Annotated in this window: 22 protein-coding genes; 7 read left to right on the top strand and 15 right to left on the bottom strand. The window is 45.9% G+C overall.

Annotated elements, in window-relative coordinates:
• The first annotated feature begins 22 nt into the window (after nucleotides 1–22).
• Nucleotides 23–922: a COX15/CtaA family protein gene (locus CHL76_RS02970; protein ID WP_079476064.1), complete on the top strand. Its 900-nt coding sequence runs from the start codon at nucleotides 23–25 to the stop codon at nucleotides 920–922.
• 18 nt (nucleotides 923–940) lie between these two features.
• On the opposite strand, the gene CHL76_RS02965 is transcribed toward CHL76_RS02970, so the two are convergent.
• From CHL76_RS02965 to CHL76_RS02950, 4 genes are all read right to left on the bottom strand, one after another.
• On the bottom strand, nucleotides 941–2,110 hold the full coding sequence (locus CHL76_RS02965) for a GNAT family N-acetyltransferase (RefSeq protein ID WP_079476063.1): 1,170 nt from the start codon (nucleotides 2,108–2,110) through the stop codon (nucleotides 941–943).
• A gap of 3 nt (nucleotides 2,111–2,113) precedes the next feature.
• The gene (locus CHL76_RS02960) at nucleotides 2,114–3,541 is read right to left on the bottom strand and encodes a cryptochrome/photolyase family protein (protein ID WP_158219050.1); all 1,428 of its coding nucleotides are present in this window, start codon (nucleotides 3,539–3,541) and stop codon (nucleotides 2,114–2,116) included.
• A 199-nt stretch (nucleotides 3,542–3,740) separates the two neighbouring features.
• On the bottom strand, nucleotides 3,741–7,187 hold the full coding sequence (pyc, locus tag CHL76_RS02955; protein ID WP_079476061.1) for a pyruvate carboxylase: 3,447 nt from the start codon (nucleotides 7,185–7,187) through the stop codon (nucleotides 3,741–3,743).
• A 292-nt stretch (nucleotides 7,188–7,479) separates the two neighbouring features.
• Nucleotides 7,480–7,755, bottom strand: coding sequence for an Fpa/YlaN family protein (locus tag CHL76_RS02950; protein ID WP_094907905.1), 276 nt, complete (start codon nucleotides 7,753–7,755; stop codon nucleotides 7,480–7,482).
• Nucleotides 7,756–7,970: 215 nt separating this feature from the next.
• Here CHL76_RS02950 and CHL76_RS02945 point away from each other — a divergent pair, with 215 nt between their 5' ends.
• Entirely contained in the window at nucleotides 7,971–8,483 is a 513-nt protein-coding gene (locus tag CHL76_RS02945; RefSeq protein WP_094907842.1) for a hypothetical protein, read from the top strand.
• A gap of 38 nt (nucleotides 8,484–8,521) precedes the next feature.
• Here CHL76_RS02945 and CHL76_RS02940 read toward each other — a convergent pair whose 3' ends face one another.
• Both CHL76_RS02940 and CHL76_RS02935 read right to left on the bottom strand, forming a co-directional pair.
• Nucleotides 8,522–9,844, bottom strand: coding sequence for a PhoH family protein (locus CHL76_RS02940; RefSeq protein ID WP_079476059.1), 1,323 nt, complete (start codon nucleotides 9,842–9,844; stop codon nucleotides 8,522–8,524).
• A gap of 43 nt (nucleotides 9,845–9,887) precedes the next feature.
• Nucleotides 9,888–10,346 (bottom strand): pyridoxamine 5'-phosphate oxidase family protein, encoded by a 459-nt coding sequence (locus CHL76_RS02935; protein ID WP_094907841.1) that lies wholly within the window; start codon nucleotides 10,344–10,346, stop codon nucleotides 9,888–9,890.
• A gap of 183 nt (nucleotides 10,347–10,529) precedes the next feature.
• Here CHL76_RS02935 and CHL76_RS02930 point away from each other — a divergent pair, with 183 nt between their 5' ends.
• The gene (locus CHL76_RS02930) at nucleotides 10,530–10,730 is read left to right on the top strand and encodes a YlaI family protein (protein WP_079477025.1); all 201 of its coding nucleotides are present in this window, start codon (nucleotides 10,530–10,532) and stop codon (nucleotides 10,728–10,730) included.
• Between the two features lie 75 nt (nucleotides 10,731–10,805).
• On the opposite strand, the gene typA is transcribed toward CHL76_RS02930, so the two are convergent.
• Nucleotides 10,806–12,641, bottom strand: a complete 1,836-nt coding sequence (gene typA / locus CHL76_RS02925; RefSeq protein ID WP_079476057.1) for a translational GTPase TypA — start codon at nucleotides 12,639–12,641, stop codon at nucleotides 10,806–10,808.
• Between the two features lie 303 nt (nucleotides 12,642–12,944).
• Here typA and CHL76_RS16945 point away from each other — a divergent pair, with 303 nt between their 5' ends.
• Complete coding sequence (locus CHL76_RS16945; protein ID WP_158219049.1) at nucleotides 12,945–13,118, top strand: DUF5325 family protein; 174 nt, start codon at nucleotides 12,945–12,947, stop codon at nucleotides 13,116–13,118.
• A gap of 19 nt (nucleotides 13,119–13,137) precedes the next feature.
• Here CHL76_RS16945 and CHL76_RS02920 read toward each other — a convergent pair whose 3' ends face one another.
• Together CHL76_RS02920 and CHL76_RS02915 are read right to left on the bottom strand one after the other, a co-directional pair.
• The gene (locus CHL76_RS02920; RefSeq protein ID WP_158219048.1) at nucleotides 13,138–13,929 is read right to left on the bottom strand and encodes an inositol monophosphatase family protein; all 792 of its coding nucleotides are present in this window, start codon (nucleotides 13,927–13,929) and stop codon (nucleotides 13,138–13,140) included.
• A 128-nt stretch (nucleotides 13,930–14,057) separates the two neighbouring features.
• Entirely contained in the window at nucleotides 14,058–14,246 is a 189-nt protein-coding gene (locus tag CHL76_RS02915; RefSeq protein ID WP_022792649.1) for a hypothetical protein, read from the bottom strand.
• A 373-nt stretch (nucleotides 14,247–14,619) separates the two neighbouring features.
• On the opposite strand from CHL76_RS02915, the gene CHL76_RS02910 reads away from it, so the two are divergent.
• Complete coding sequence (locus CHL76_RS02910) at nucleotides 14,620–15,246, top strand: YktB family protein (protein WP_233133202.1); 627 nt, start codon at nucleotides 14,620–14,622, stop codon at nucleotides 15,244–15,246.
• Nucleotides 15,247–15,260: 14 nt separating this feature from the next.
• On the opposite strand, the gene CHL76_RS02905 is transcribed toward CHL76_RS02910, so the two are convergent.
• On the bottom strand, nucleotides 15,261–15,551 hold the full coding sequence (locus tag CHL76_RS02905) for a UPF0223 family protein (protein ID WP_079476055.1): 291 nt from the start codon (nucleotides 15,549–15,551) through the stop codon (nucleotides 15,261–15,263).
• Between the two features lie 122 nt (nucleotides 15,552–15,673).
• On the opposite strand from CHL76_RS02905, the gene CHL76_RS02900 reads away from it, so the two are divergent.
• Nucleotides 15,674–17,149, top strand: coding sequence for an aminotransferase class I/II-fold pyridoxal phosphate-dependent enzyme (locus CHL76_RS02900; protein ID WP_094907839.1), 1,476 nt, complete (start codon nucleotides 15,674–15,676; stop codon nucleotides 17,147–17,149).
• Between the two features lie 29 nt (nucleotides 17,150–17,178).
• Here the strand turns inward: CHL76_RS02900 and CHL76_RS02895 are convergent, their stop codons facing one another.
• Nucleotides 17,179–17,616 (bottom strand): hypothetical protein, encoded by a 438-nt coding sequence (locus tag CHL76_RS02895; RefSeq protein WP_079476053.1) that lies wholly within the window; start codon nucleotides 17,614–17,616, stop codon nucleotides 17,179–17,181.
• A 117-nt stretch (nucleotides 17,617–17,733) separates the two neighbouring features.
• Nucleotides 17,734–18,543: a polysaccharide deacetylase family protein gene (locus tag CHL76_RS02890; protein ID WP_233133201.1), complete on the bottom strand. Its 810-nt coding sequence runs from the start codon at nucleotides 18,541–18,543 to the stop codon at nucleotides 17,734–17,736.
• A gap of 375 nt (nucleotides 18,544–18,918) precedes the next feature.
• Here CHL76_RS02890 and CHL76_RS02885 point away from each other — a divergent pair, with 375 nt between their 5' ends.
• Entirely contained in the window at nucleotides 18,919–20,520 is a 1,602-nt protein-coding gene (locus tag CHL76_RS02885; RefSeq protein ID WP_079476052.1) for a glycine betaine uptake BCCT transporter, read from the top strand.
• 154 nt (nucleotides 20,521–20,674) lie between these two features.
• Here CHL76_RS02885 and lpdA read toward each other — a convergent pair whose 3' ends face one another.
• The 3 genes from lpdA to CHL76_RS02870 all read right to left on the bottom strand — a co-directional run bounded on the left by lpdA (nucleotide 20,675) and on the right by CHL76_RS02870 (nucleotide 24,515).
• Entirely contained in the window at nucleotides 20,675–22,090 is a 1,416-nt protein-coding gene (lpdA, locus tag CHL76_RS02880) for a dihydrolipoyl dehydrogenase (protein WP_094907838.1), read from the bottom strand.
• A 3-nt stretch (nucleotides 22,091–22,093) separates the two neighbouring features.
• The gene (locus CHL76_RS02875; RefSeq protein WP_079476050.1) at nucleotides 22,094–23,449 is read right to left on the bottom strand and encodes a dihydrolipoamide acetyltransferase family protein; all 1,356 of its coding nucleotides are present in this window, start codon (nucleotides 23,447–23,449) and stop codon (nucleotides 22,094–22,096) included.
• A gap of 88 nt (nucleotides 23,450–23,537) precedes the next feature.
• Nucleotides 23,538–24,515 (bottom strand): alpha-ketoacid dehydrogenase subunit beta, encoded by a 978-nt coding sequence (locus tag CHL76_RS02870; protein ID WP_079476049.1) that lies wholly within the window; start codon nucleotides 24,513–24,515, stop codon nucleotides 23,538–23,540.
• Nucleotides 24,516–24,517 lie beyond the last annotated feature (2 nt).

The following is a 24,517-nucleotide window of genomic DNA, read 5'->3' as shown; positions in this document are numbered from 1 at the left end:
CATATTGAAGGAGTGACTTATTTTGCACTGGGGACTACGCACATTCGGCGTCATCACCTCCATCGGCATGCTCATCGTATTGCTGCAGGGAGCACTGGTGACTAATACAGGGTCCGGCGAAGGCTGCGGTGCCACATGGCCGCTTTGTTTCGGGGAAGTAGTACCTTCCAACCCCGCCGTCGCCACTATCATTGAATACAGCCACCGGCTTTGGTCGGGACTGATGGGGCTGTTCGTAATTATTCTTGCTATTTGGTCATCTGTGAAGCTTTCTCATCTGCGTGAAACAAAGTTTATGGCGCTCATGGCTGTATTGTTTATTATTTTTCAGGGGTTAATGGGCGCAGGCGCAGTTATCTGGGGCAACTCGAGCCTCGTGCTCGCTCTTCATTTCGGCATCAGTGCCATTTCACTTGCAACGGTTATTATGCTCACCATTCTGGCATTTGAGGATAACCGCAAGCCGTCGCTGCAGCCAAAAGTGACAAAAGGCTACCGCAATTACCTGGTTGCCACTATTGTTTATTCATACGCCGTCATTTATACCGGAGCCTATGTGAAGCATTCCGGCGGAGCAGAGATAGCCGGCTGGATTCACCGCGGTGCCGCTGTCGCTCTTATGGTCGTCGTAGCCGTACTGATGATTTGGACGCTGAAACGATTTCGGGCCTATACGTCACTGGCTGCTATGAGCGTAATGGCTTTTGTGCTGATACTCGTTCAGGCCGGTGCCGGCATTGCCCTGATTTTTGGAGCGCCGCATTTAACGTCTGTGCTTATTCATGCACTGACAATCAGCATCATTTTTACCATAATGACCTACATGCTTGTCATTATTACCCGGCAGCCTGCTGTTTCTTCCACAGAACTCACCAGCACCTCTAAAAGCATACACCAAAAAGAAGCAGGCCTTCACCACTAGAAGGCCTGTTTTTTCGTCTCAAAAGAAGTCGTACATAAACGGAGTAAAGCCCGGAAGAGCATGATCAAGCAGCTGCAGCTGCTGCTTGCTGCCTTTTACAAGAGACGTGCGCTCAGCTTCCCGTACAGTGAGGTATCCCATAACGAGAGCGGTCAGTGTGTTAATGGAAAGGTCGATACCAGTACGGTTCGATAGCACTTCTTTGATCTCCGTCCGCCCTTCTTTTGATTTATACAGCTGCCAGCTCGTATTGTTCCAATCACAAAATGTATCTTCCACATGCAGCACGAGGGATTCCTCGACCGGCAGATTCAGCGGATACTGATGCAAAAATGGGTACACATCCACGATGCGGGCCATAAAATAGCTTTTTCTCGTTTCTTCGATTTTGGGTTCCGGCAGTAAATAACGGCTCGGGTCATCAATAACGGGTGAAATTTTGGCAGTTTCAATCATAGAATCATGATTGGCCAAAAACCTCCACAATTCCCTGCGTGCATCTTCATGCCATGCTACAAACTCATGCACAGTCAGCTGCTGCTCTTTTACTTCATACAGCACATATCCGCTGTCAAAGCCATTCGCATCGGTGTAAACAGCAGCGTTGCCTTTCTTGCGCTGAAGCGTGCGGTTTTTCCACCATTGTTCAGAGCGTACAATCATGCCGGCATACTGCTTTGCCCATTTCTGGTAGATATAGTCGAGTATCTGCCAATCCTGCTGATAAATTCGGCGGATATACCCTTTTTCAGGTTCCCCGGTTTCCGGAAGCTCGCTTTTTGTTACTGTCCAATGCTTCGTATCACAAAATACTTCCCAGCCGAATTTTCGGTAAAAGGAAGTGGAAAACGGATAAAGCATAGAGATCGGCACGCCCCGGTCTCTTAAATCCACCAGCGCTTCTTTCAATAGCGAGCGCACTAAACTGCCCCGTCGCTTTTCCGGCCACGTTGCTACGCCAGAAATTCCCCCCATCGGCATTTTGACGTCTCCAAGGTAAACAATCGTGGGAAATATCGCTACTTTAGAAAGAACCTTCCCCCGTTCGACGGCGACCCAGTTGTCCTGGGGCACGATCGTGCGGCGCCTTTCCCGGCGCTGTTCCTCTGTCAAATGAATTTGGAAAGCATACTGGGCCAGATCTAAACTTTGATCAATTTCTGATTTTTTCATACGGCGAATGTCCATGGCTTAGTCTCCTTTAAACATCTCAATTGCTTTTTTTCGCTGAACCGAGTGATCTATTTCAGGCTCCGGGTAATCTTGACCGAGTATACAGTTATACTCTTTTTGCTGTTGTTCATCCATTTTCCACGGGGTATGAATATATTTTTTTGGTACTCCCTGCAGTTCCGGCACATGTTCGCGGATATAATCGCCCTGCGGGTCAAAGCGCTCACTCTGCCTCACTGGAGAAAAGACGCGGAAATAAGGCACCGCATCCGTGCCGGTGGAAGCCGCCCACTGCCATCCGCCAGCATTGGAGGAAGGGTCATAGTCAATAAGCCTTTCAGCGAAATACCTCTCTCCCTCCCTCCAGTCAATTAAATAATCCTTAGTGAGAAAGGAAGCAGCGATCATCCGGCCCCGATTATGCATCCAGCCGGTTTCATTTAACTGCCGCATGCAGGCGTCCACCACCGGATAGCCAGTACGCCCCTCTTTCCAGGTCTGCAGCCGTTTTTCATCATACTCCCACGGCAGATTTTGGTAAGCTTCCTTCAGCTCTTTATTTTTTAGCTCGGGATGCGTGGCGTGAATCATATTATAGTAATCTCTCCAGGCAAGCTCGCTTACAAACGCTTCAGCCCCTGGATTTCCTTCTTCAAGCTGTTCTGAAAGGGCCTGATAAATTGTTCTCACAGAAAGCCGGCCGGTTTTTAAATATGCGGACAGCCGGCTCGTTCCGTCCTGGGAAAGTGCATTGTTTGTTTCGTGGTATGTCGGAGCTATTTCCTCCACAAATGTCTCCAGCCGTTTATGGCCGTCTTCTTCACCGGTATGCTTCCACGTTTCCCCGTAATGCTTTAAATAAGAGGATAATTTTCCGTATGCGGCTTTCTGCGGCAGGGAGGGACGAGCCTGCCGACTGCTTATAAGATCAAGCCTGCATTTGTACGGTTGTTCTTTTTCGAGCTGGCGCCAGGCACGATAATACGGAGTGTAGACGGAATACAGCCCACCGTCCTTTTTCTTCACTTCATCGGAACGATGAAAATGAGCATCTTTATATACGTGGGTTTCTACGCTGCGCCGCTGCATTTCTGTCTTCACCTGCTCGTCCCGGTAGGCGGCAGGCGGTGCTTCGTCTTCATTAAAAAATAAATGCGTAAGCCCGGGCACCTTTTCTTTTAAATAGGCGAATGCCTTTTCCGCCGTTCCATGCAGGAAATATAATTGTATATGTTGATCATCGCATTCTTTGCGAAATTTTTCTAGATTTTGAAAAAAATAATCATGGTGGGGACATGAAAAACTGTAAAACTCCGGGTCAAGATGAAAGACTAAAAACCACTGCCTTCCCTCTTCCGCCTCCACCCATTGCTGCATTTCATGCATTGCCCGGTTATCTGTTAATCGTAAATCCCTGCGCATCCATAAAGCACTTACTTCCGTCATACATTCCGCTCCTTTTATACCGTAGTTCTTCTTCAATTCTATACCTTTTTTCAGTTTATTTAACGCTTTTTCCGTAAGAAAACATGCTTCCATAGAAATTTCATTTTTTGAAACCTACTACCTCTCTGTGTTAGATTTTTCTCTATTTTTATTTTGCCATAAAAAAAGACCGGCCTACCGGCCGATCTTTTAGTACCTGTTATTCAAATTCGAGAAGAAGATCTCCCGATTCGATCGGTTCATTATTTTCTACATAAACGCCCTTGATTTTACCATCAAACGGCGCCTGGACAGTCGTTTCCATCTTCATTGCTTCCGTAATCATAAGCTGGTCGCCTTTAGCCACTTCATCGCCCTCTTTGACAGAGGTTTTCAGCACGGTTCCAGGCATCGTTGCCCCAATATGGTTAGGATTTGATTTATCCACTTTTGGACGCACATTGGCATCCACCTTGGCATTTTTATCCTTAATAACAACTTCACGGGACTGCCCGTTCAATTCAAAGTACACGTTTCTATGACCAGTTTCGTCCGGCTCTGATACGGAAATGAGCTTCACGATCAGCGTTTTCCCTTTTTCGATTTCCACTTCCACTGTTTCCCCGAGCTCGAGCCCGTAGAAAAACGTCGGTGTATCAAGCACAGATACATCACTGAAGCTTTGACGGAACTGTTCAAATTCCATGTATACTTTCGGATACATCGCGTAGGAAATCATATCATGACTGGTCACCGGGCGGTCGAGCGTGTTAAAGAGTTCTTCTTCAATAGCTTTAAAATCGACTGGTTCAAGATTTTCACCCGGACGGTTCGAAATAGGGGTACGATCCTTCAAAATAATTTTTTGAAGTTTTTCCGGGAAGCCCTGGTGCGGCTGCCCTAAGTAGCCCTGGAAGAATTCCACGACGGAATCCGGGAAATCAAGGTTCTGGCCATTATCGTAAACGTCTTCTTCTGTCAGGTCGTTTTGGACCATATACAGTGCCATATCTCCGACGATTTTCGACGACGGCGTTACTTTGACAACATCCCCAAACATGTCGTTAACACGGCGGTACATTTTCTTCACTTCCCGCCAGCGGTCCCCAAGGCCTACCGCTTTCGCCTGCTGCTGCAAATTGCTGTACTGGCCGCCCGGCATTTCGTGTTCATATACCTCTGGTGCGGGTGAACGCATGCCGCTTTCAAAGCCTTGGTAGTATTCACGCGTGGTATCCCAGAAGTCACTGAGCTCCTGCAGGGCACCAACATCCACCTTCGGCTGCCGCTTATTTCCGGCCAGGGCATAATACAAGCCGTCTGCGCTTGGCTGTGAAGTGAGACCAGCCATAGAGCTTTCTGCCACATCGACAATGTCTACTCCGGCTTCTACCGCACGGGCGTACGTAAAGATACCGTTGCCGCTCGTGTCATGTGTGTGAAGGTGCACCGGAATGGAAATGGAATCTTTGAGCTCAGAAACAAGCTGGTACGCTGCTTCCGGCTTTAAAAGTCCTGCCATATCTTTAATGCCCAGAATATGGGCGCCGGCGTTTTCAAGCTCTTTCGCGAGGTTTTTATAATACTTCAGGTCATATTTGTCCCGCTTCGGATCAAGAATATCTCCTGTATAGCACATGGCAGCCTCAGCGATTTTATTCGTCTGTCTTACTTCATCAATCGTAAGCGTCATTCCTTTCAGCCAGTTAAGGGAATCAAAAATCCGGAAAACATCAATTCCGGCATTGGCTGATTTTTGCACAAATTCTTTAATCAGATTATCCGGGTAATTTTTATACCCTACGGCATTGGAAGAACGGAAAAGCATCTGCAGAAGCGTGTTCGGCATACGCTCGCGAAGTTCAAGCAGCCGGGTCCACGGATCTTCGTGCAGAAAGCGCATAGCTACGTCGAATGTTGCCCCACCCCACATCTCTGAGGAAAACAAGTTAGGCAGCATGCGGGAGGTCGGTTCTGCGATGCGCTTCAAGTCATCGCTTCGGACCCTCGTAGCAAGCAGCGACTGATGGGCATCACGGAACGTGGTGTCAGTCAAAAGCACTTCATTTTGGTCTTTCACCCAGTTTGCGAGCCCTTCTGGCCCCTGTTCATCGAGAATTTGTTTTGTTCCTCTCGGTATCGGTTTTTTCTTATCGATCTTTGGTACCACCGGTTTGTTGAGCGTTGGCTTTGGTGTGTTTTCAAGCCCGGGATAACCATTTACAATCGTTTCTCCGATAAATGTGAGCATTTTCGTTCCACGGTCCTGGCGCACTGGAAAGACGAAGAGCTCCGGGCTCGAATCGATAAAGGAAGTGTCATACGTGCCCGTAATGAATTTTTCATGCTGAACAACGTTTTCCAAAAACGGGATATTTGTGCGAATACCACGAATCCGGAATTCCCGAAGGTTCCGGAGCATTTTTTCCGAAGCCCCTTCAAATGTCCGTGCCCATGTGGATACCTTCACGAGCAGAGAGTCATAGTACGGAGATATGATCGCCCCCTGGAACCCGTTCCCGGCATCGAGCCTCACTCCAAAGCCTCCGCTTGAACGGTAAGCCATGATTCGTCCTGTATCCGGCATGAAATCGTTCGCAGGATCCTCTGTCGTCACCCGGGATTGAATGGCATAGCCGAAGGTTTTAATATCCTTTTGCTCTGGAATGTCTATGGAACCATCATGCAGTGTGCCGCCATCGGCGATTTTCAGCTGGGACTGCACGATGTCTACCCCGGTAATCATTTCCGTAATTGTATGTTCTACCTGAACGCGGGGGTTAACTTCAATGAAGAAAAATTCTCCCTTGTCGTTAACCAGAAACTCTACCGTGCCCGCATTGACGTATTCAATATTTCTGGCCAGTTTCACAGCAGCATCGCAAATGCGTTCACGCAGCGACTCATCGAGCGCAATACTTGGTGCTACCTCCACCACTTTCTGATGGCGGCGCTGAATGGAACAGTCCCGTTCATACAAATGGATAACGTTTCCTGCTTTGTCCCCGAGCACCTGCACTTCAATATGCTTTGGATTTTCGACAAATTTTTCTACATAAACGATATCGTTGCCAAAAGCAGATTTCGCTTCGGATTTTGCCCGGTCGTATGCATCCTCGAGCGATTCTGCATCGCGGACAATCCGCATGCCGCGTCCGCCTCCGCCAAGCGAAGCTTTAATCATAATCGGGAAGCCGTGCTTGTCAGTGAATTCCTTCACTTCTTCCACACTGTTTACCGGACCGTCGCTTCCTGGAATAACCGGGAGGTCTGCAGCAATCGCCGTTTCTCTCGCTTTGACTTTATCCCCGAACATTTCCAGGTGACGGGTCTCCGGACCAATAAAGGTAATTCCTTCTTCATCACAGCGTCTGGCAAAGTCAATATTTTCAGAAAGAAAACCATAGCCCGGGTGAATAGCATCGACACCGTTCTCTTTTGCTGTACGGATAATATCTTCAATATCCAGATACGCATCGATCGGTTTCTGCCCTTCTCCTACCAGGTAAGCTTCATCTGCTTTATACCGGTGGAATGCTCCTACATCTTCATTGGAATAAATAGCCACGGTGCGTATATGTAATTCGGTGCACGCCCGAAATATGCGTATAGCAATTTCACCGCGGTTTGCTACTAATACCTTTTTAATATTCTCTAGACCGTTCATCCTTCTCCTCCTCTTATCTAATGCATCTCCAGCAGGATGTATCTATCTTATCCCGATAGGAGCAATCAGAATTATCTTCAATAACAGATAATTCTAAATATAAATTATCATACGCAAGAACCAGGCCATCTGTCAAAGTAATATTCTCATTTTTTTAAAATTTGTGCCTATTTTGAATACAAGATGAGCCTGCTTTACATAATATTTCCCTAATTTTCACTAAAATAAAACTTCAAATAAAAAACTTAGTTGTTTGTAAAAAAACCAAGCTATTCAATTAGAATAGCTTGGCTCATCCACCGACTGTTGCTTCATGAAAAGCAGCAAGTTTCCGTTCAAGTTCAGAGAGAATTTGTTTACCGGTATGTTCGTCGATGAGATTCAAACGAATGGCAAAGTCGATTTCCCGTGAAAGCCCAAACATTTGTGTATCAAGCACCTCTTCGTAAAGCGGGCATTGAGGCATTGTCAAGTTGTCCATCTGCACTTCAATAAGTTTTCTAATCTTTTCAGCATCTGCTTTCAATAAAGCGTATGCTTTCTCGCTATGTTCTGTTGCTGCCCTCATGCTCAAGGCAATCCCTCCTACAAGCTGACTCCTTCTATTCATCTTATCTGTTCATTAAAAAAAAAGCAAGACGATTTACGTATAAAATCTTGATTCTTCAGACTATAAGCCATAATCTCCGGGCCAGCAGCAGCTTCTGCTTTTTCTCTATTACCCGGTTGTGGTAGCATAAAAACCAGTTCCTATCAGCAGCTATAAAATTGGAGGAGTGCTTTATGAATTTCATCGTAATGATTCAGGGGAATGTTCGTTTTCCGATCACTCTCGATCCTACTACCTGGATATTTGATGACCGCAAAATTGACCTTGATACGTATTTTGATACCGATCCTGCTGCCGGAGAGCAGCCTTCCACGGAAGCCGATCATACAGCCAGGCGGTTTGCACGTGACCGTGAAGAAGGTTCCAATGCCCCTGATCCGGACCCAGGACGCGGACGCACTAACAAAGTACGCAACAAAAAAGAAGCCATCATCAACGGCTCCTTCGGCATCAGGTTTGAGCCGTTTTTACAGAATGCCGAACCAAAAGAGGACGCAAGCCACGTTGTTGTGGAAACAGAAGCAGAAACTCATCTTGTATCTCTTGAAGAAGCGAAAAATTTCATTGTAGCATTTTCCCATAAGGGCAGTCCGCTAAAAGAAGACGGCCCGGTCCACATATATTACGGAAACGGGACTAACAAGGCTAATCCTATTCGGCATGTAACAGGTTTTCAGGTAAAATAAACAGAAACGACAGCTGGAGCTATTCCAGCTGTCGTTTTTTATAGTATGTCCGCTGCAAGCTGCGCGAGACCGGAACGTTCTCCTTTCTCCAGCTTGACGTGCCCGCTGATCCCTTGATTTTTGAACATTTCAACCACATAGGCCAGGCCGTTGTTTAATTCGTCGAGGTACGGGTGATCAATTTGGGCCGGGTCGCCGAGAAAAACAATTTTACTGCCTTCTCCCACTCTTGTTAATATTGTTTTTACTTCGTGCTTTGTTAGATTCTGAGCCTCATCAATTATAATATACTGATCCGGAATACTGCGTCCGCGAATATAAGTTAATGCCTCCACCTGAATCGACCCCATCCCGGCAAGAATCGAATCAAGCTCGCCGGGCTTTTTAGCGTTAAAAAGATACTCCAGGTTATCATAGATAGGCTGCATCCATGGGCGCAGCTTTTCATCTTTTTCCCCTGGGAGGTAACCTATATCTTTACCAAGCGGCACAACAGGTCTTGCAACCAACAGCTTATGGTATCTTTCCATATCTTCAATCTGAAGCAATCCGGCAGCAAGAGTCAATAGGGTTTTGCCCGTTCCTGCCCGTCCAGTCAATGTTACAAGGGGTATATCTTCCCGAAGCAGCAGCTCGAGGGCCATTTTCTGCTCCACGTTTTTCGGACGGATACCCCAAACATGATCAATCTCTGATGTGAATTTACGAATTCTTTTGCCGGAGGCGTCAACCTTTGCAAGAGCTGAAGAGCTGCTCAGACCATCTCTTAAAATAAGGAATTCATGGGGGCAGAACCCTTCTTCAGAAACCTCCCCGGAAGCGAGAGAGCCTTCCTCGAAAAAAGCGTCAAGCAACGGGCGGTCGACCGTCAGTGTCTGATGCCCTTTATAAATATTGTCGTATTGGGTGACCCGGTCATTCAAAAAGTCCTCTGCTGTTATACCAAGAGCATCTGCTTTCACGCGTACAAGAGCGTCTTTACTGATAATGACGACATGGTAGTCGCCCAAAAGCTCGTATTCGTCCTTTAAATTCTGGGCCACGGCGAGGATACGATTGTCATTGGTCACTTCAATAAAAGTATCTTTCATGCTTTCGTATGAACGGTGATTCAGTTCTACACGTAGTGTCCCGCCTGAACCGAGAGAAACTCCTTCATGGAGTTTGCCTTTTCCGCGGAAGCGATCCAGAATCCTGGCTGTTTCTCTCGCGTTTCTGCCAAGTTCATCCATCAATCTTTTTTTGGAATCAATTTCTTCCAGAACCACTGCCGGAATCACTACATGATGTTCGTCAAACTGATAAATTGCCTGGGGATCTTGGAGCAGTACGTTCGTATCTAAAACGTAAATTTTTTTCATAACAGGTGCTTCCCCCTATCTTGTCTCTATCGCAATATTTAAATTATTGTGTTTTCTTCATAGCTTCAAGTACTTTATTATCCAGCTCATCTGCCGCTTCCAGGTCATATGTTTTCTCAAACACCGGGCCGCTGATCATTCTGGAACCGTAAAACATTACATCTTTCACTTCAACGACCTCCACTTCTATGATTGCAAGCGGAAAAGATATACCATTGACCTCCGTCGTTAAAATTTTCCCTCTGCCTGCAATGGAGTAAGTGGTGCCTCCGCCGATGACAGTCATAGCCATTCCCGGAGCCGCCCGCAAGTTTTTCATTACGGACGCCCGGGCATCAACCGCAAACCGGAGCATTCGGGATGAAGATGCATATACCCATGACACGGCGTGAATATCCGGGGTAGAATTTTTCTGATTGATCGTAGAGACCGTCACGTACTGTTCCTGCTTTAATAAATAGACGATTTCTTCAGGTAGCTCGTCAAACACACGACTAGCCATATGTATCCCCCCTTATATGTATAATAGTACCATTTTGGTCTGAAAATTTGTCCATTCTTTTTCGGATTCTTTTGTTTAATTTTCTGTTCTAATCATCTGGCCCCTCTTCTGTTATCAAGGCAGCGGTCGTGTTATACTTAAAGCATATCTTTTGGTTGCATAAAGCAGAGGTGAAACGAAATGATGCGGGTAAAATGCGTAATCTGCGATGAAATTCATAAATTGGACGATGAAAATCCTCAAGCAAAAAAAATTAGGAACCGTCCGATTCACACGTATATGTGTTCTGAATGCCATGAACGGATCTCAAACCGAACAAATGAGCGGAAAGCTACTGGTCATTTCCATTTATACCGGGATCCGGTAAAAGACAACGACTGGTAATAATGGGTTTACCCGATCGGCATTGATTGATAATAAAAATCCCGGCTGCAGTAATTACTGCAGCCGGGATTTTTATTATTTGGAAACGCTCTGGCGCTTTTCTTCGCGCTCGCGTTCGCCTTTTTGGAGAATTTTCTTTCTTAGTCGGATTGAATCCGGAGTAACTTCGCAGTACTCATCTGCGTTCAAATACTCAAGAGCTTCTTCAAGTGTCAGAACCCGCGGGCGTTTCATCGTTACGGTCTGGTCCTTGGTAGCTGAACGCACGTTTGTCTGCTGCTTCGCTTTTGTTACGTTTACAGCCAAATCATTTTCACGGCTGTGCTCACCGACAATCATGCCTTCATAAATTTCAGTACCAGGCTCGACAAACATCGTACCGCGGTCTTCAAGCTGCATCATGCTGTATGGAGTCGCTTTTCCATTTTCCATGGAAACGAGCACTCCCTGACGGCGGCCGCCAATCTGCTCTTTGATATACGGACGGTACTCTTCAAACGTATGGTTCAAGATGCCGTATCCTTTAGTCTGGGATAAGAATTCATTCGTATATCCAACCAAGCCGCGGGATGGGATCATAAAGTCAATCCGGACCTGGCCGTCACCTTTATTAACCATGTTTTCCATTTCACCTTTACGTTCACCGAGGGATTCCATTACCGGTCCGGTAAAGTCCTCAGGTACATCAACCTGAAGGCGTTCATAAGGCTCACAGAGTACGCCGTCCACTTCTTTAATAATTACCTGCGGCTTAGATACCTGCAGTTCAAAATCTTCGCGGCGAAGGTTTTCAATTAAAATAGACAGGTGAAGCTCACCGCGGCCGGAAATCAGCCAGGCGTCCGGGCTGTCCGTTTGTTCGACCCGGAGACTCACATCCGTTTCCAACTGCGTCAGCAGCCGTTCTTCAATTTTACGGCTCGTAATTTTGGATCCTTCCCGTCCGGCAAATGGACTATTATTCACAAGAAAAGTCATTTGCAGCGTTGGTTCATCAATACGAAGTACCGGCAGTGCTTCCTGATGATCCACCGGGCATATTGTTTCCCCAACCATGATATCTTCTACACCGGATATGGCCACCAGGTCCCCGGCTTTCGCTTCGCTGACTTCTTCTTTTTTCAGGCCAAAGAAACCAAACATTTTAGAAATACGGAATTTTTTCACCGTACCGTCAAGCTTAACCAGCGCTGCCTGGTCGCCTGTTCGCAGCGTTCCACGGAAGACCCTTCCGACACCAATTCTCCCCAGATAATCATTGTAGTCAAGCATCGCTATCTGGAACTGGAACGGCTCGTCACTATTGTCCACTGGCACTGGCACATTATCTGAAATCATACGGAAAATAACGTCCATATTTTCGTCCTGTTTTTCAGGGTCTTCGCTTGCCGTGCCGTTAATTGCGGAAGCATAAACAACCGGAAAATCGATTTGGTCTTCGTTTGCTCCGAGCTCGATAAACAAGTCCAGCACTTCATCCACAACTTCTGAAGGACGGGCCATATCGCGGTCAATTTTGTTTACGACTACGACCGGAGTCAAGTTCTGCTCCAATGCTTTTTTCAAAACAAAGCGAGTCTGCGGCATGCAGCCTTCATAGGCGTCTACAACCAGAAGTACACCGTCCACCATTTTCATGATACGTTCTACTTCCCCGCCAAAATCCGCGTGGCCCGGGGTATCAAGAATGTTGATACGCGTATCATGGTACTTTACTGCTGTGTTTTTCGCCAGAATCGTAATACCGCGTTCTTTTTCAATATCGTTGGTGTCCATTGCCCGCTCGTCTACCTGTTCATTTTCCCGAAAAGTTCCTGATTGACGAAGAAGCTGGTCGACAAGGGTGGTTTTCCCGTGGTCAACGTGGGCAATAATCGCGATATTGCGAATATCTTTACGTAAAACTGTCACTATAAATCTCTCCTATTCTCTTGCTGCAATCATAACAAACCCTGGCACTCGGCGACATCGTCTTCCATAAAGCCAGGGTTCTCATTGCCATTTTTATCTGAGTTCCTACCATTTTACATTGTTAGTATAACATATGCCGGATTCCATTTAAGAAACGCCGACTGGCAAGTTACTATCACAGACACTACTTTCAACAATATAACATAAACGTGTACTGAATCATAGCCGTCTGACTGTATTTGAGTTTTCTTTCAAAAGCCGATAAAATAATAACAGCATCATTTAATAGAAAGAAGGGAATTTATGACAAAAATACAGTGGTTATATTTACTGCTCGCCACTTTAGCTATTTTTGGGATCGCCTCCATCGGCATTGCTATCGCCGAAGCCTCCATTATTATTGCTATTGTTTCAATCGCTGTAACATGTTCAGCTTTTTACTTTGCCCGGAAGCTGAAAGCAAGATCTGCAGCTTAGCTTAAATGAGTACGGGGGATCAGCTGTTCAGCATCCCCCGTACTTTTTCCTGCAAGCCTGGACGCCCGGCCAGATAAGGTCCTTTTTCAAGCATCGACGGCCTTTTGTTATCGATTGTCGAAATGTCTGCCCCTACTTCCCGCAACAGCACTTCCGCTCCAGCGAAATCCCAAGGCGCAAGCCACAGGTTCACATAAGAATCAAGCCTGCCACATGCTACATAACAGAGTTCAATGGCGGCCGAACCGTACGCTCTTGTGCTTCTTGACTCATCCACAATATTTCGCATCTGTCGGGCGTAAGGAATTTTTTCATTTTTAATCCACCTGGCGTTAATACCCACAATCGCTTCCTTTAATTCTGCCGGCTTCAATTTTGAAAGCTTTACGTTATTGTGGTAGGCGCCCTTTCCTTCCAGTGCGGTAAACCATTCATCAGCCATAACGTCATAAACAATGCCGACTTTGCCGATTCCATTTTCAAAAACAGCCAGGGAAATGGCAAAATTAAACTGCTGATGAACAAAATTTGTGGTCCCATCGATAGGGTCTATAATCCAAATAATGTTATCGGTGTCTGTAATATCAGCACCGGCCTCCTCTTCTCCTAAAATACGGTGCCCGGGATATTCTTTATTAATTTTCTTTGTTAACAGTCGTTCAATTTTAAAGTCCATTTCGGTTACCAAGTCATTGGGATTTGATTTTGTTTCTATGACCAGGCTTTCCTCCAGAGAAGCGCGAAGCAGCTCCCCGGCCTCCTGTATCCATTGCACGGCTTTTTCCTGCATGGCCGACCAATTCTCTTCCATTATAATCCTCTCCACTTCTTCCATATGTATATGAGTTATTCTTCCCTCTAAATAGTAAATTTATGCACCGACTTCTGCACAAAAAAGATCCGGCCTGCTGTAGAGCAGCCCGGATCCTTTTATTTATATTACACTTCCAGTCGAATCCACTCCTGGCGTAATTGCTCTAAGCGGTATTTGCTGGCGTGTATAGATGTTAAATCTTCTTCTGCCATGGCGTCATGAAGGGTTACCAGTTCATAATCAATTTCTAAGCGCAGTACCGGGATTCGTTCTTCTGCATCTCTACGTTTAAACGCCTGAATTACTTGTTCCAAGTTTCCCACACCCCTTAAATGGAATATTAATGTCTCGAGCTGAAAGTTAACTGACGCTGGCAAGCCTTCTCAGAATGTTCAGAAAATATAAGATGCAGAACTATCTCTTTTGTTCTGAAATTATATTTTGCTACGGCCTCTCCCTACTGTCTTTTTTGTTTATCTAACGATGTACTGAGAAAGTTTGTGTACTCGTTATTCTATAAGGATTATTGGAATTATAAAACCTTTTTACCCGAAACGCAAGAAAAACACACAAAAATTTTCAGTATTTTTAAATAATTGTGTTTTTTGCCTATGTCCATTAGTTGCCGGATATACAAAATTTCAGTATGCTTGACTGTAGATTAATTGAAAAAGGAGCAGTCATTACATGAGCAAAATGCATTTTACCAAAAAAGACTTTTCTATTATGCAGACAGAGGGGCTTGAAAACCGCATGAGTCAAATCCGGGAGCATATTCAGCCCGTCTTTTCTCAATTAGCAGACTCCCTTGCTGAAGATTTATCCACAGACACCGGCGAAGAATTGTTTATTCATGTTGCAAGGCACGCCCGGCGCTCCGTTCATCCTCCGGAAAGCACCTGGTTTGGTATTGCTCCTGATAAAAGAGGCTACAAAAAGCATCCCCATTTCCAGGTCGGCCTTTTTGACGATCATCTTTTTGCCTGGCTCACCCACATGTACGAAGTGCCGGATAAAGCTGGTATTGGCAGCATGTACCTGGACCGCCTCTCCCTGCTTACCTCTCTTCCGGACGACTATAAAATCTCCCCGGACCATACGAAACCGGATGCGTTTTATATTCAGGAAAATCAGGAAAAGACCATTCATACTCTTGAGCGTTTGCGGGACGTCAAAAAAGCCGAGCTCCTGATTGGCCGCCAGTTTGACGCGAAAACAGCCTCTTCCTGGAATGAGAAAGAAACGTACGAGTATATCTACGGTACATTTAAGGAACTTCTTCCTTTATATCACTTGTCTCTCCAGACTGTATAAAACAGCCGTGCGCTCTACCCAGAGCGCACGGCCATATTAATTTTTTCTTCTGCTTCTGCTTTTTTTGCCGCCTGCACGGTTTTCCAGCAGCTTACTTCAGCGTCCTCGTCAAACTGGCGAAACATTTGCTTCTCCTCGCTTTTGCTCGGTACCACTTCTTTAAATTTTTTGTATAAGCCTAAGATATCTTCCCTTGGCACAGCTTTGCCGTACGCAGTTTCAATAATCTGAAAAAAGGTGGTTACATCAATAATTTCCTGCGTAGTCCATTCCATGGAGATGGGAATATTAACATTTTCTTTCATCACTGGTTCCCCCTTCATTAATATTCTAGCAAATCCCCGGCGAAACGTTCCACAAAGTTATTTAATGACTGTATAAAGTCTGCTATAATTTGAATGTTTTTGATCGCATTGGAGGGACACATATGAACAAACAGAAGCTTACTCCGATATTCACTAAGTTAAAAGAGCATATACAGGCAAAACCTGTGCCTTTTCACATTCCCGGCCATAAAAACGGCACTGGCATGGACGAGGAATTCCGCGAATTTATCGGCAGTAATATATTAAATATGGACCTTATTAATATCGAACCACTCGATGATCTGCATCATCCGTCCGGAGTGATTGATGAAGCGCAGAAGCTCGCCGCCGAAGCCTTCGGGGCAGACTATACTTTTTTTTCTGTGCAGGGTACAAGTGGCGCCATTATGACGATGATTTTATCTGTATGTGCCCCGGGAGACAAAATTCTTGTGCCGAGAAACGTACACAAATCGATCATGAATGCGATTATTTTTTCCGGAGCCGTGCCTATTTTTATGTATCCGGCTCTTGATGAGCAGTTCGGTATTTCTCACGGCATCACGCCTTCCACAGCTCAGCACGCTCTGGACAGGCATCCTGATGCAAAAGCGCTGCTTGTGATTAACCCCACTTATTTTGGTTTTTCCTCTGATCTTGGTGCCATTGTAGAAACCGCCCACCAGTACGGCGTACCGGTTCTCGTAGATGAAGCTCACGGGGTGCATATTCACTTCCACCCCAGCCTCCCTCCTTCAGCCATGGAGGCAGGTGCTGATATGGCTGCCACAAGTGTGCATAAACTCGGGGGCTCAATGACGCAAAGCTCCGTATTGAATGTCCAGGGCTCTCGGGTTTCGATCGCTCATGTACAGGCGGTTTTCAGTATGCTTACAACAACGTCTACTTCATACCCGCTTCTAGCATCGCTCGACGCTGCACGCAGGCAGCTTGCACTGAAAGGGCAGGGGTTGATAGAAGATACACTTGAACTCGCAGAAAAAACACGGGTCTCTATTAACGCTGTTAATGGCCTCTACTGTGCCGGTACTGAAATGCTTGCGCAGCATACCGTGACCGCTATGGATCCGACAAAGCTGTTAATTTCTGTTCAGCAGCTTGGCATCAATGGCTACGAAGCTGAAAAATGGCTGCGGGAGCATTACCGCATTGAAGTAGAGCTTTCCGATTTGTACAATATTCTCTGTATTGTGAGCTTTGGCGACACGGAAAAAGAAACCTCGTTACTTGTGCATGCACTAGAAGAGCTCGCCAGACAGCATTACACCGCTGAAACTTATGCAGTACCCGCAGTGTTAAAGCTTCCGTCCATACCTACCCTTTCCATCGCACCGCGCGATGCATTCTATGCCGAAAAAGAAACCATCACTCTTTCAGAAAGTGCCGGCCGGATTATCGCAGAATTTATTATGATTTATCCTCCTGGGATCCCGGTGCTTTTACCAGGGGAAATCATTGCCGAGGAAAACTTAACTTATATTCAAGCTAATGCAGCGGCCGGGCTTCCCGTTCAGGGCCCAGAGGACCCCTCCCTTCAAACGATACGTGTAATCCAGGAACAAAAGCCAATTCAATAAAAAAGCAGCTGTGGCTGCTTTTTTGGCTTTTACATATAATGAGGAAGTTTGGCATTAATAAAAGACATAATTTCTTCGAGCAGCCATACTTCTTCCTTTTCCAGTTCTTTCATTTGCGCCTCTCTTGAAATAATAATTCCGCCCGCAAATATTTCTTTTTCATAAAAAGGGAGCACCCAGTGATACATACCTTCCTCCTGGCAGCAGAACACCGTTTTCTGTATGTCCGCTAAAAGCAAAAGGCCGTTTTGAATATCTATTTCCTTCGTAAATACTGGATGAGCGTCCCCGTCCTGCCATTCAAAGTGTGTTCCTTTATTAACGTACAAAGAAATAAGGTCTTTATGCGGCCAGTATCTTTGGAATGCATTCATAACGTAGTGCAAGAAGTCTTCAGGCGTTATGGAGTAATCATGGGCAAGGCCGACGTGAAGCCTTATTTCATCATAAAGTGCGGAATGGTCCATAAATGTTCCCCCTTCGTGTGAATCTTGTTCATTTTTAATCAATATAGCATTAATGTAAAGCCCAATAAAATTTTTCAACAAAATTCGACATAAAAAGCTTCTATCTCAAGCATTTCCCTACTCTTTTTCTATATATTGGGGATCAATAAAGGAATAGCCCTTTTCATTAAATCCTTCGATAATTGGGCCGAGTGCTTCTTTCGTCCATTCCCGGTCGTGCATAAGAATGTTTGCCCCGTTCGTTAACAGTTCAGTATTCAGCGTAATATCCGTAAGTGCCTCTGCATCCTGGTATTCAGCCTCAAAATCATACCCGTACGTCCAATTCATTTTTATCATGTCGTGCTCTTTGGCATATTCGTCACTAAAGGAAGTATTCTGCCCAAAAGGTGCACGGAAAAAAGCCGGTTCTTCACCTGTAATTTCTTTGACAAGTTCATCGGTTTCTTTTAATTCTTCAAACTGCTTTTCTTCTGATAACTCAGGCAGTGAGGCATGGGTAGTTGTATGATTTCCTATGGCAAACCCCATGTCGCTTATTTTCTTTAGGGCTTCTTTGCCTTCTTCATCCTTTAAAAACATTCCATTAACAAAAAAGATAGCAGGAGCTTCATTATCCGCTAAAATTTCTGCAATTTCTACAGCGTTTCCGTCCGGGGCGTCGTCGAATGTGAGAAGAACTTCGTCTCCCTCGTTCTGCTGGGCCTGCACAGTCCAGTTTGCTTCATTGACTTTATAAACCGGGGCTTCTTCCTTTGAAACAGATACTTTTTGCTCTTCCTTTTTTTCCTCGTTCTGCTCCTGGTTTTTTTCACCGGCAGCAGTATCTGTTTTTTCTTTTTTATCTGCGGCTGCATTCTCTTCTCCAGCACTTGAGCATCCTGCAAGCATCAATGCAAGTGATGACAATAATAACGTTTTTTTCAACCCGACTCCCCCTATTTGTTTATTCCCTCTTATATTTTAGCAAAATTTATACAAAACCAGGTCTAAAAGTTTAAAAAACTTCTATATAATGTTAATAATGTTGCTTTGTTGGAAATAATTTCCCTTCTTATGGACTGTAGGTATTTTTTAACAATTTCGTATAAAGGTTTCTAGGTTTACGGACCTAGACTTAGGGTATAGATTATTCGTGCGTTCTGGTTGCGTATGAAGTTATGAGTGTTATAATAATCATCGTTGTTATTTTTTAAATAGGTATGTGTCTGCTTATTGAATTCTTGAATATCCCCTTTATGCAGAATGCCTCTGCCTAAAAATTGAATGCTTCGCTAAAAGGAAGGTGGAATTTAAAAAGTCATGAGAAAATTAACAAGCGTCTTTTTTGTGACCTTAATAGCGGCGCTTGCGGTAATCATCTGGGGTGTTGTTACACCAGAGAATTTAAACGTAGTGACTGGTAACATTCAGGGATGGATTGTTACTAATCTCGGGTGGTTTTATTTAATATCCGCAACGTCTTTTGTTATCTTTTGTATTTACTTAGTATTTAGTCCGTATGGGAAGATCCGTTTAGGTAAACCGGATGAGCGTCCCGAATACAGTTACTTAACATGGTTTGCATTTCTATTTACAGCCGGTATGGGGATCGGTCTTGTATACTGGGGAGTAGCCGAGCCGCTTTATCACTATTACGGCGGTCCTGAAGCAGACCCGCAGACACCAGCTGCTGCTTCTGACTCTATTCGCCTGTCGTTTTTCCACTGGGGACTGCATCCATGGGCAATTTATTCGGTAGTAGCCCTGGCCCTGGCTTACTTCCAGTTTCGCCATAACGCGCCAGGAATTATCAGCTCGGCGTTCCGTCCACTTCTCGGTGACCGGGTAGATGGATGGTTAGGTACGTTGATCAACTTTATCGCTGTATTTGCTACTATTTTTGGTGTTGCGCAATCTCTAGGATTCGGTGCTACGCAAGTAAATGGCGGGCTCAGCTATATTTTTGAAGGCATTAATAACGACCTGCCTACTCAGCTGATTATTATTCTTATTTTTACTATTCTTTATCTCGCCTCGGCCACTACCGGCCTAAACAAGGGAATTCGTTATTTAAGCTGGGCCAACATTGCTTTAGCTGCAGTTCTGATGCTGTTTGTGCTCTTCGCTGGCCCAACAACAAGCATTCTAAACTCTTTTACTGGTGGGATTGGTAACTACCTCCAAACCTTCCCGGATCAAAGCTTCACTACCTATGCTTATACTGGAGACCGGGCATGGCTTGATTCCTGGACAGTATTCTACTGGGCCTGGTGGATTGCATGGGCTCCGTTTGTTGGTACCTTTATTGCCCGCGTGTCCCGCGGACGTACTATCCGTGAATTCATTACCGGTGTTCTGCTCGTACCATCAATCTTTTCGTTTGTATGGTTTGCCGTTTTTGCAACGACCGGCATTGCCGAAGACAACGCTCAAAACGGTGGATTGTATGAACTGATGACAAGCCAAAGCGATGAAATAGCTCTTTTCGGCCTGCTTGATACGCTTCCTTTCGGAGCCATCACAGGCGTGATAGCATTACTCTTAATCATGAGCTTTTTCATCACCTCCGCAGACTCTGCCACATTTGTTCTTGGGATGCAGACGACCAACGGGAGCTTGAACCCGCCAGTATCCATTAAATTCATATGGGGCCTTGTTATTTCCGGTTCCGCAGCAATGCTGCTCGCTTCCGGGGGTATTAATGGCATACAAGTCGTTATGACCATTGCGGCCCTGCCGTTTACTATCATCATGATCTTAATGTGTGTATCGCTGTTAAAAGCCTTGCAAACCGACCGCAGTATTCTTAACAAAGAACGTAAACTACGCCAGGACGATGAAACAGGACTTTCCCGGCGCGAACGCGAACAGCTTCGCAAAGAACAGGAAGAGCTCCAAAAAGATTTGACTGGCAAAAGCTAACTTATAAACGAAAAACAAAACCCTGGCCTCAGCGCCGGGGTTTTTTGTTCTAAAAACTAGTCTCTGCTCCAAAAAATTCCAGGATGAGCTTGAGTTTTCCTTATTTTTCACAAAAAAGGCCACGGCTTGTGTAAGCCGTGGCTCTTTCTATTTTTTACGTGATGTGGATTGGCATGCCGAGTGCTGCTTCTGCCGTTTCCATCGTAATCTCACCTAACGTTGGGTGAGCATGGACGGTCATCGCTACATCTTCTGCTGTCATACCTGCTTCAATGGCCAGACCTGCTTCTGCAATCATGTCAGAAGCGTTAGGACCAACAATTTGAGCTCCGATGACTAATCCATCATCTTTGCGAGTGATGAGCTTCATGAAGCCTTCAGAGACGTCCAGAGAAAGGGCACGTCCATTCGCCTGGAATGGGAACTTCGCGGATTTCACATCAAAGCCTGCTTCTTTTGCGTCTTCTTCTGTGTATCCAACGCTTGCAAGCTCCGGATTCGAGAAAACAATCATCGGCATACCGAGATAATCGACTGCTGCCGCTTCCCCGGCAATAGCTTCTGCAGCTACCTTCGCTTCATAGGAAGCTTTATGAGCAAGCGGGAGGCCAGGGACAATATCACCGATAGCATAGATGTTATCCACACTTGTGCGGGACTGCTCATCTACTTGGATAAGGCCACGTTCGCCAATTTCTACGCCAATTTGCTCGAGTCCCAGTTCTTCTGTGTTTGGACGACGTCCAACAGCAACCAGTACATATTCTGCTTCAAATGTTTTTTCTTCGCCTTTTACTTCAGCCGTCAGAGTGACACTGTCTTCTGATTCTTCTACTCCCTGAGCAAACGCTTCGGTCTGAATATCCACACCCTGAGCTTTTAATTTCTTTTGCACAGGCTGAGTCATTTGCTTTTCAAAGCCCTGGGAGAGAATCCGGCTTTCGCCTTCAAGCACAGTAACCTCTGTTCCGAGATTTGCATAGGCGCCAGCCATTTCGATGCCGATATAGCCTCCACCGACAACAATCAGGCTTTTCGGAATTTCTTCGAGGTTTAATCCTCCAGTAGAATCAAGTACACGCTTGCCGAAAGGAAGCGGTTTGAGTTCCACCGGCCGGGAACCTGTAGCAATGATGCAGTTGTTAAATTTATACGTTTGCGAGCTGTACTCGTCTGTAGAAACCTTTACCTGATCCTTGTCGGAGAAATAAGCTTCCCCTCTTACGATGTTCACCTTGTTTGCTTTCAGCAGTGATTCAACGCCTCCGGTAAGCTTTTCAACGACGCTGCCTTTCCACTCCTGCACCTTTGTGAAATCCACTTCGGCGCCTTTCGAAGTAATTCCCATATTTTCAGCGCCTTCGTTAGCCTCGTGAAAACGATGGCCGGCCTGAATCAATGCTTTGGATGGAACGCAGCCTACGTTCAAGCAGACTCCGCCCAAGTTTCCTTTTTCTACGATTGTTACTTTCTGTCCAAGCTGGGCCGCACGGATGGCTGCAACATAACCACCCGGTCCGGCACCTACAACTAGCGTGTCAATTTCTTCAGCAAAATCTCCTACTACCATGAATTATCCCTCCATTGAGATTAGTTCTGGTTCATTTAACAAGCGTTTAATGTGATTCAATGCGTGCTGGGCTGTCATGCCGTCAATGAGACGGTGGTCGTAGCTTAATGAAAGAGCAAGCATTGGTGCTGCCACAATTTCACCATCGCGCACTACCGCTTTTTCTTCGATGCGGCCAATACCAAGAATAGCTACTTCCGGATGGTTAATAACCGGAGTAAAGAAAGCGCCCTTCGCAGATCCCAGGTTTGAAATCGTTGCGGACCCCCCGCTCATTTCAGCTGAGGAAAGCTTCCCGTCTCTTGCTTTTGTAGCCAGTTCGTTGATTTCATCGGCCAGGGTAAAGATAGGTTTGCGGTCCGTGTCTTTGACAACCGGTACGACGAGTCCCTGCTCTGTATCAGCTGCAATACCGATATTGAAGTAATTCTTATAAACGATTTCAGAAGCTTCATCATCGATAGAAGCATTTAATACAGGGAACTTACGGATTGCGGAAGTCAGAGCTTTTACTACGTACGGCAGGTACGTAAGCTTAATGTCCTGCTCTGCTGCCATTGGCTTGAATTTTTTACGATGGTCTACCAGGGCAGTAACGTCCACTTCGTCCATATGCGTAACGTGCGGAGCCGTCTGTTTTGATTGTACCATTTTTTGAGCGATAGCTTTACGGATACCTTTAAGCGGCACGCGTTCTTCCATAGCACCCCGATCCTGTGAAGGCGCTGTGCTTGCAGCCGGTTTGCTTTCTTCGGCACCGGAAGCTGCTTCAGTTGTTTCTTCTTCTGCTGACTGGTCGCCGCTCAGGAAGGCGTCAATGTCTTCACGAAGGATGCGCCCATTTTTGCCGGATCCTTTTACTTTTTGGATCGTTACGTCGTTTTCACGTGCGTATTTACGTACGGACGGCATAGCGATAACGCGGGCGTCTTCGTCTACATCCGTTTCGCTTGAAGCACTGGCGCTTTCGCCGCCTGCCGGCGTCGGGCTCTCTTTTTCTGCTTCTGTGGAAGCAGGCTGAGCGTCGTTTTGCTCCTGCTCATCTCTTTCTGATTTACCTTCCGAGCTTTCATCCCCGGAAGCTTCTTCCGCAGAGTCATCTGAAGAGGCTTCTTCTCCGCTGCCGTCGTCGATAGTAAGAATTACTTCCCCAACAGTAGTTGTTGTGCCTTCATCCACTTTCAGTTCTAAAACTTTCCCATCTACCGGAGAAGGAATTTCCACAACTGCCTTATCATTTTGTACTTCGCAGAGCACGTCGTCTTCTTTGATTTCATCGCCGGGCTTTACCTGCCACGATACGATTTCGCCTTCGTGAATTCCCTCGCCAATATCGGGAAGTTTAAATTCATAAGCCAAAACAAATGCCTCCTTTTAGTTTACATTCGATTTATGCGTAGCAAACAGGTTGATTTCAGCCATCAACCTGTCGCAGTCATGTTCAATTTTAGAAGTTTAGTACAGCTTTTGCCTTTTCGATAACGTCATTCTCATTAGGGAGCCATACGTCTTCAGCTGCCGCAAATGGGAACACAGTATCTGGAGCTGCTACCCGGAGTACCGGAGCTTCAAGGTGTAAAATTGCACGCTCATTAATGTCAGCAATAACGTTAGAGCCAACACCCGCCTGTCTTTGCGCTTCCTGAACCATCACAGCACGATTGGTTTTTTTCACGGATTCAATAATAGTATCCATGTCTACCGGGCTTACAGTACGGAGGTCAACCACTTCTGCCTCATACCCTTCTTCTGCAAGCTGGTCAGCTGCTTTCAGGCATGTGTGTACCATAGCACCGTAAGCGATAAGCGTAACGTCTTTTCCTTCACGCTTCACGTCTGCTTTGCCGATCTCCACTGTGTATTCCTCTTCCGGCACTTCTTCCCGGAAGGAACGGTACAGCTTCATGTGTTCAAGATAAAAGACTGGGTCATTGCTGCGAATAGCAGAAATAAGCAATCCTTTTGCATCGTATGGAGTTGACGGGATAACCACAGAGATCCCCGGCGACTGCGCGATGATCCCCTCCAGGCTGTCTGCGTGCAGCTCAGGAGTCTTTACACCGCCGCCGTAAGGCGTGCGGATTGTTACTGGCGCCCCGTATTTACCGCCAGTACGATAGCGAAGGCGTGCGATCTGGCCAACTACTTCGTCCATTGTTTCAAATACGAAGCCGAAGAACTGGATTTCCATTACCGGACGAAAGCCAGTAACAGCCAAACCGAGCGTTAAGCCTCCAATACCGGATTCTGCGAGCGGGGTATCGAATACGCGTTCTTCGCCAAATTCATCCTGCAGTCCCTCTGTCGCACGGAAAACTCCGCCGTTCTGGCCTACGTCTTCACCATAAACGAGAACGTTTTCGTCGTTCTTCAGTTCCGTACGCATTGCGTCTGTAATTGCTTGAATCATCGTCATTTGCGCCATGG

This window comes from Marinococcus halophilus (genome assembly GCF_002265875.1).
GTDB lineage: Bacteria > Bacillota > Bacilli > Bacillales > Marinococcaceae > Marinococcus > Marinococcus halophilus.
The sequence above is the reverse complement of the archived record's forward strand: the minus strand, read 5'-3'. Positions and strand labels throughout refer to the sequence as shown.

Excerpts from the sequence above, each read along its gene's own strand:
- CHL76_RS16945 (WP_158219049.1), top strand. The coding sequence starts at position 12,945 with ATGACAAAAATACAGTGGTTATATTTACTGCTCGCCACTTTAGCTATT.
- CHL76_RS02965 (WP_079476063.1), bottom strand. The coding sequence starts at position 2,110 with ATGGACATTCGCCGTATGAAAAAATCAGAAATTGATCAAAGTTTAGAT.
- CHL76_RS02870 (WP_079476049.1), bottom strand. The coding sequence starts at position 24,515 with ATGGCGCAAATGACGATGATTCAAGCAATTACAGACGCAATGCGTACG.
- CHL76_RS02910 (WP_233133202.1), top strand. The coding sequence starts at position 14,620 with ATGAGCAAAATGCATTTTACCAAAAAAGACTTTTCTATTATGCAGACA.
- CHL76_RS02930 (WP_079477025.1), top strand. The coding sequence starts at position 10,530 with ATGCGGGTAAAATGCGTAATCTGCGATGAAATTCATAAATTGGACGAT.
- CHL76_RS02935 (WP_094907841.1), bottom strand. The coding sequence starts at position 10,346 with ATGGCTAGTCGTGTGTTTGACGAGCTACCTGAAGAAATCGTCTATTTA.
- CHL76_RS02885 (WP_079476052.1), top strand. The coding sequence starts at position 18,919 with ATGAGAAAATTAACAAGCGTCTTTTTTGTGACCTTAATAGCGGCGCTT.
- CHL76_RS02920 (WP_158219048.1), bottom strand. The coding sequence starts at position 13,929 with ATGGAAGAGAATTGGTCGGCCATGCAGGAAAAAGCCGTGCAATGGATA.
- CHL76_RS02895 (WP_079476053.1), bottom strand. The coding sequence starts at position 17,616 with ATGGACCATTCCGCACTTTATGATGAAATAAGGCTTCACGTCGGCCTT.
- CHL76_RS02960 (WP_158219050.1), bottom strand. The coding sequence starts at position 3,541 with ATGACGGAAGTAAGTGCTTTATGGATGCGCAGGGATTTACGATTAACA.
- CHL76_RS02900 (WP_094907839.1), top strand. The coding sequence starts at position 15,674 with ATGAACAAACAGAAGCTTACTCCGATATTCACTAAGTTAAAAGAGCAT.
- pyc (WP_079476061.1), bottom strand. The coding sequence starts at position 7,187 with ATGAACGGTCTAGAGAATATTAAAAAGGTATTAGTAGCAAACCGCGGT.
- CHL76_RS02940 (WP_079476059.1), bottom strand. The coding sequence starts at position 9,844 with ATGAAAAAAATTTACGTTTTAGATACGAACGTACTGCTCCAAGATCCC.
- CHL76_RS02905 (WP_079476055.1), bottom strand. The coding sequence starts at position 15,551 with ATGAAAGAAAATGTTAATATTCCCATCTCCATGGAATGGACTACGCAG.
- CHL76_RS02945 (WP_094907842.1), top strand. The coding sequence starts at position 7,971 with ATGAATTTCATCGTAATGATTCAGGGGAATGTTCGTTTTCCGATCACT.
- lpdA (WP_094907838.1), bottom strand. The coding sequence starts at position 22,090 with ATGGTAGTAGGAGATTTTGCTGAAGAAATTGACACGCTAGTTGTAGGT.
- CHL76_RS02950 (WP_094907905.1), bottom strand. The coding sequence starts at position 7,755 with ATGAGGGCAGCAACAGAACATAGCGAGAAAGCATACGCTTTATTGAAA.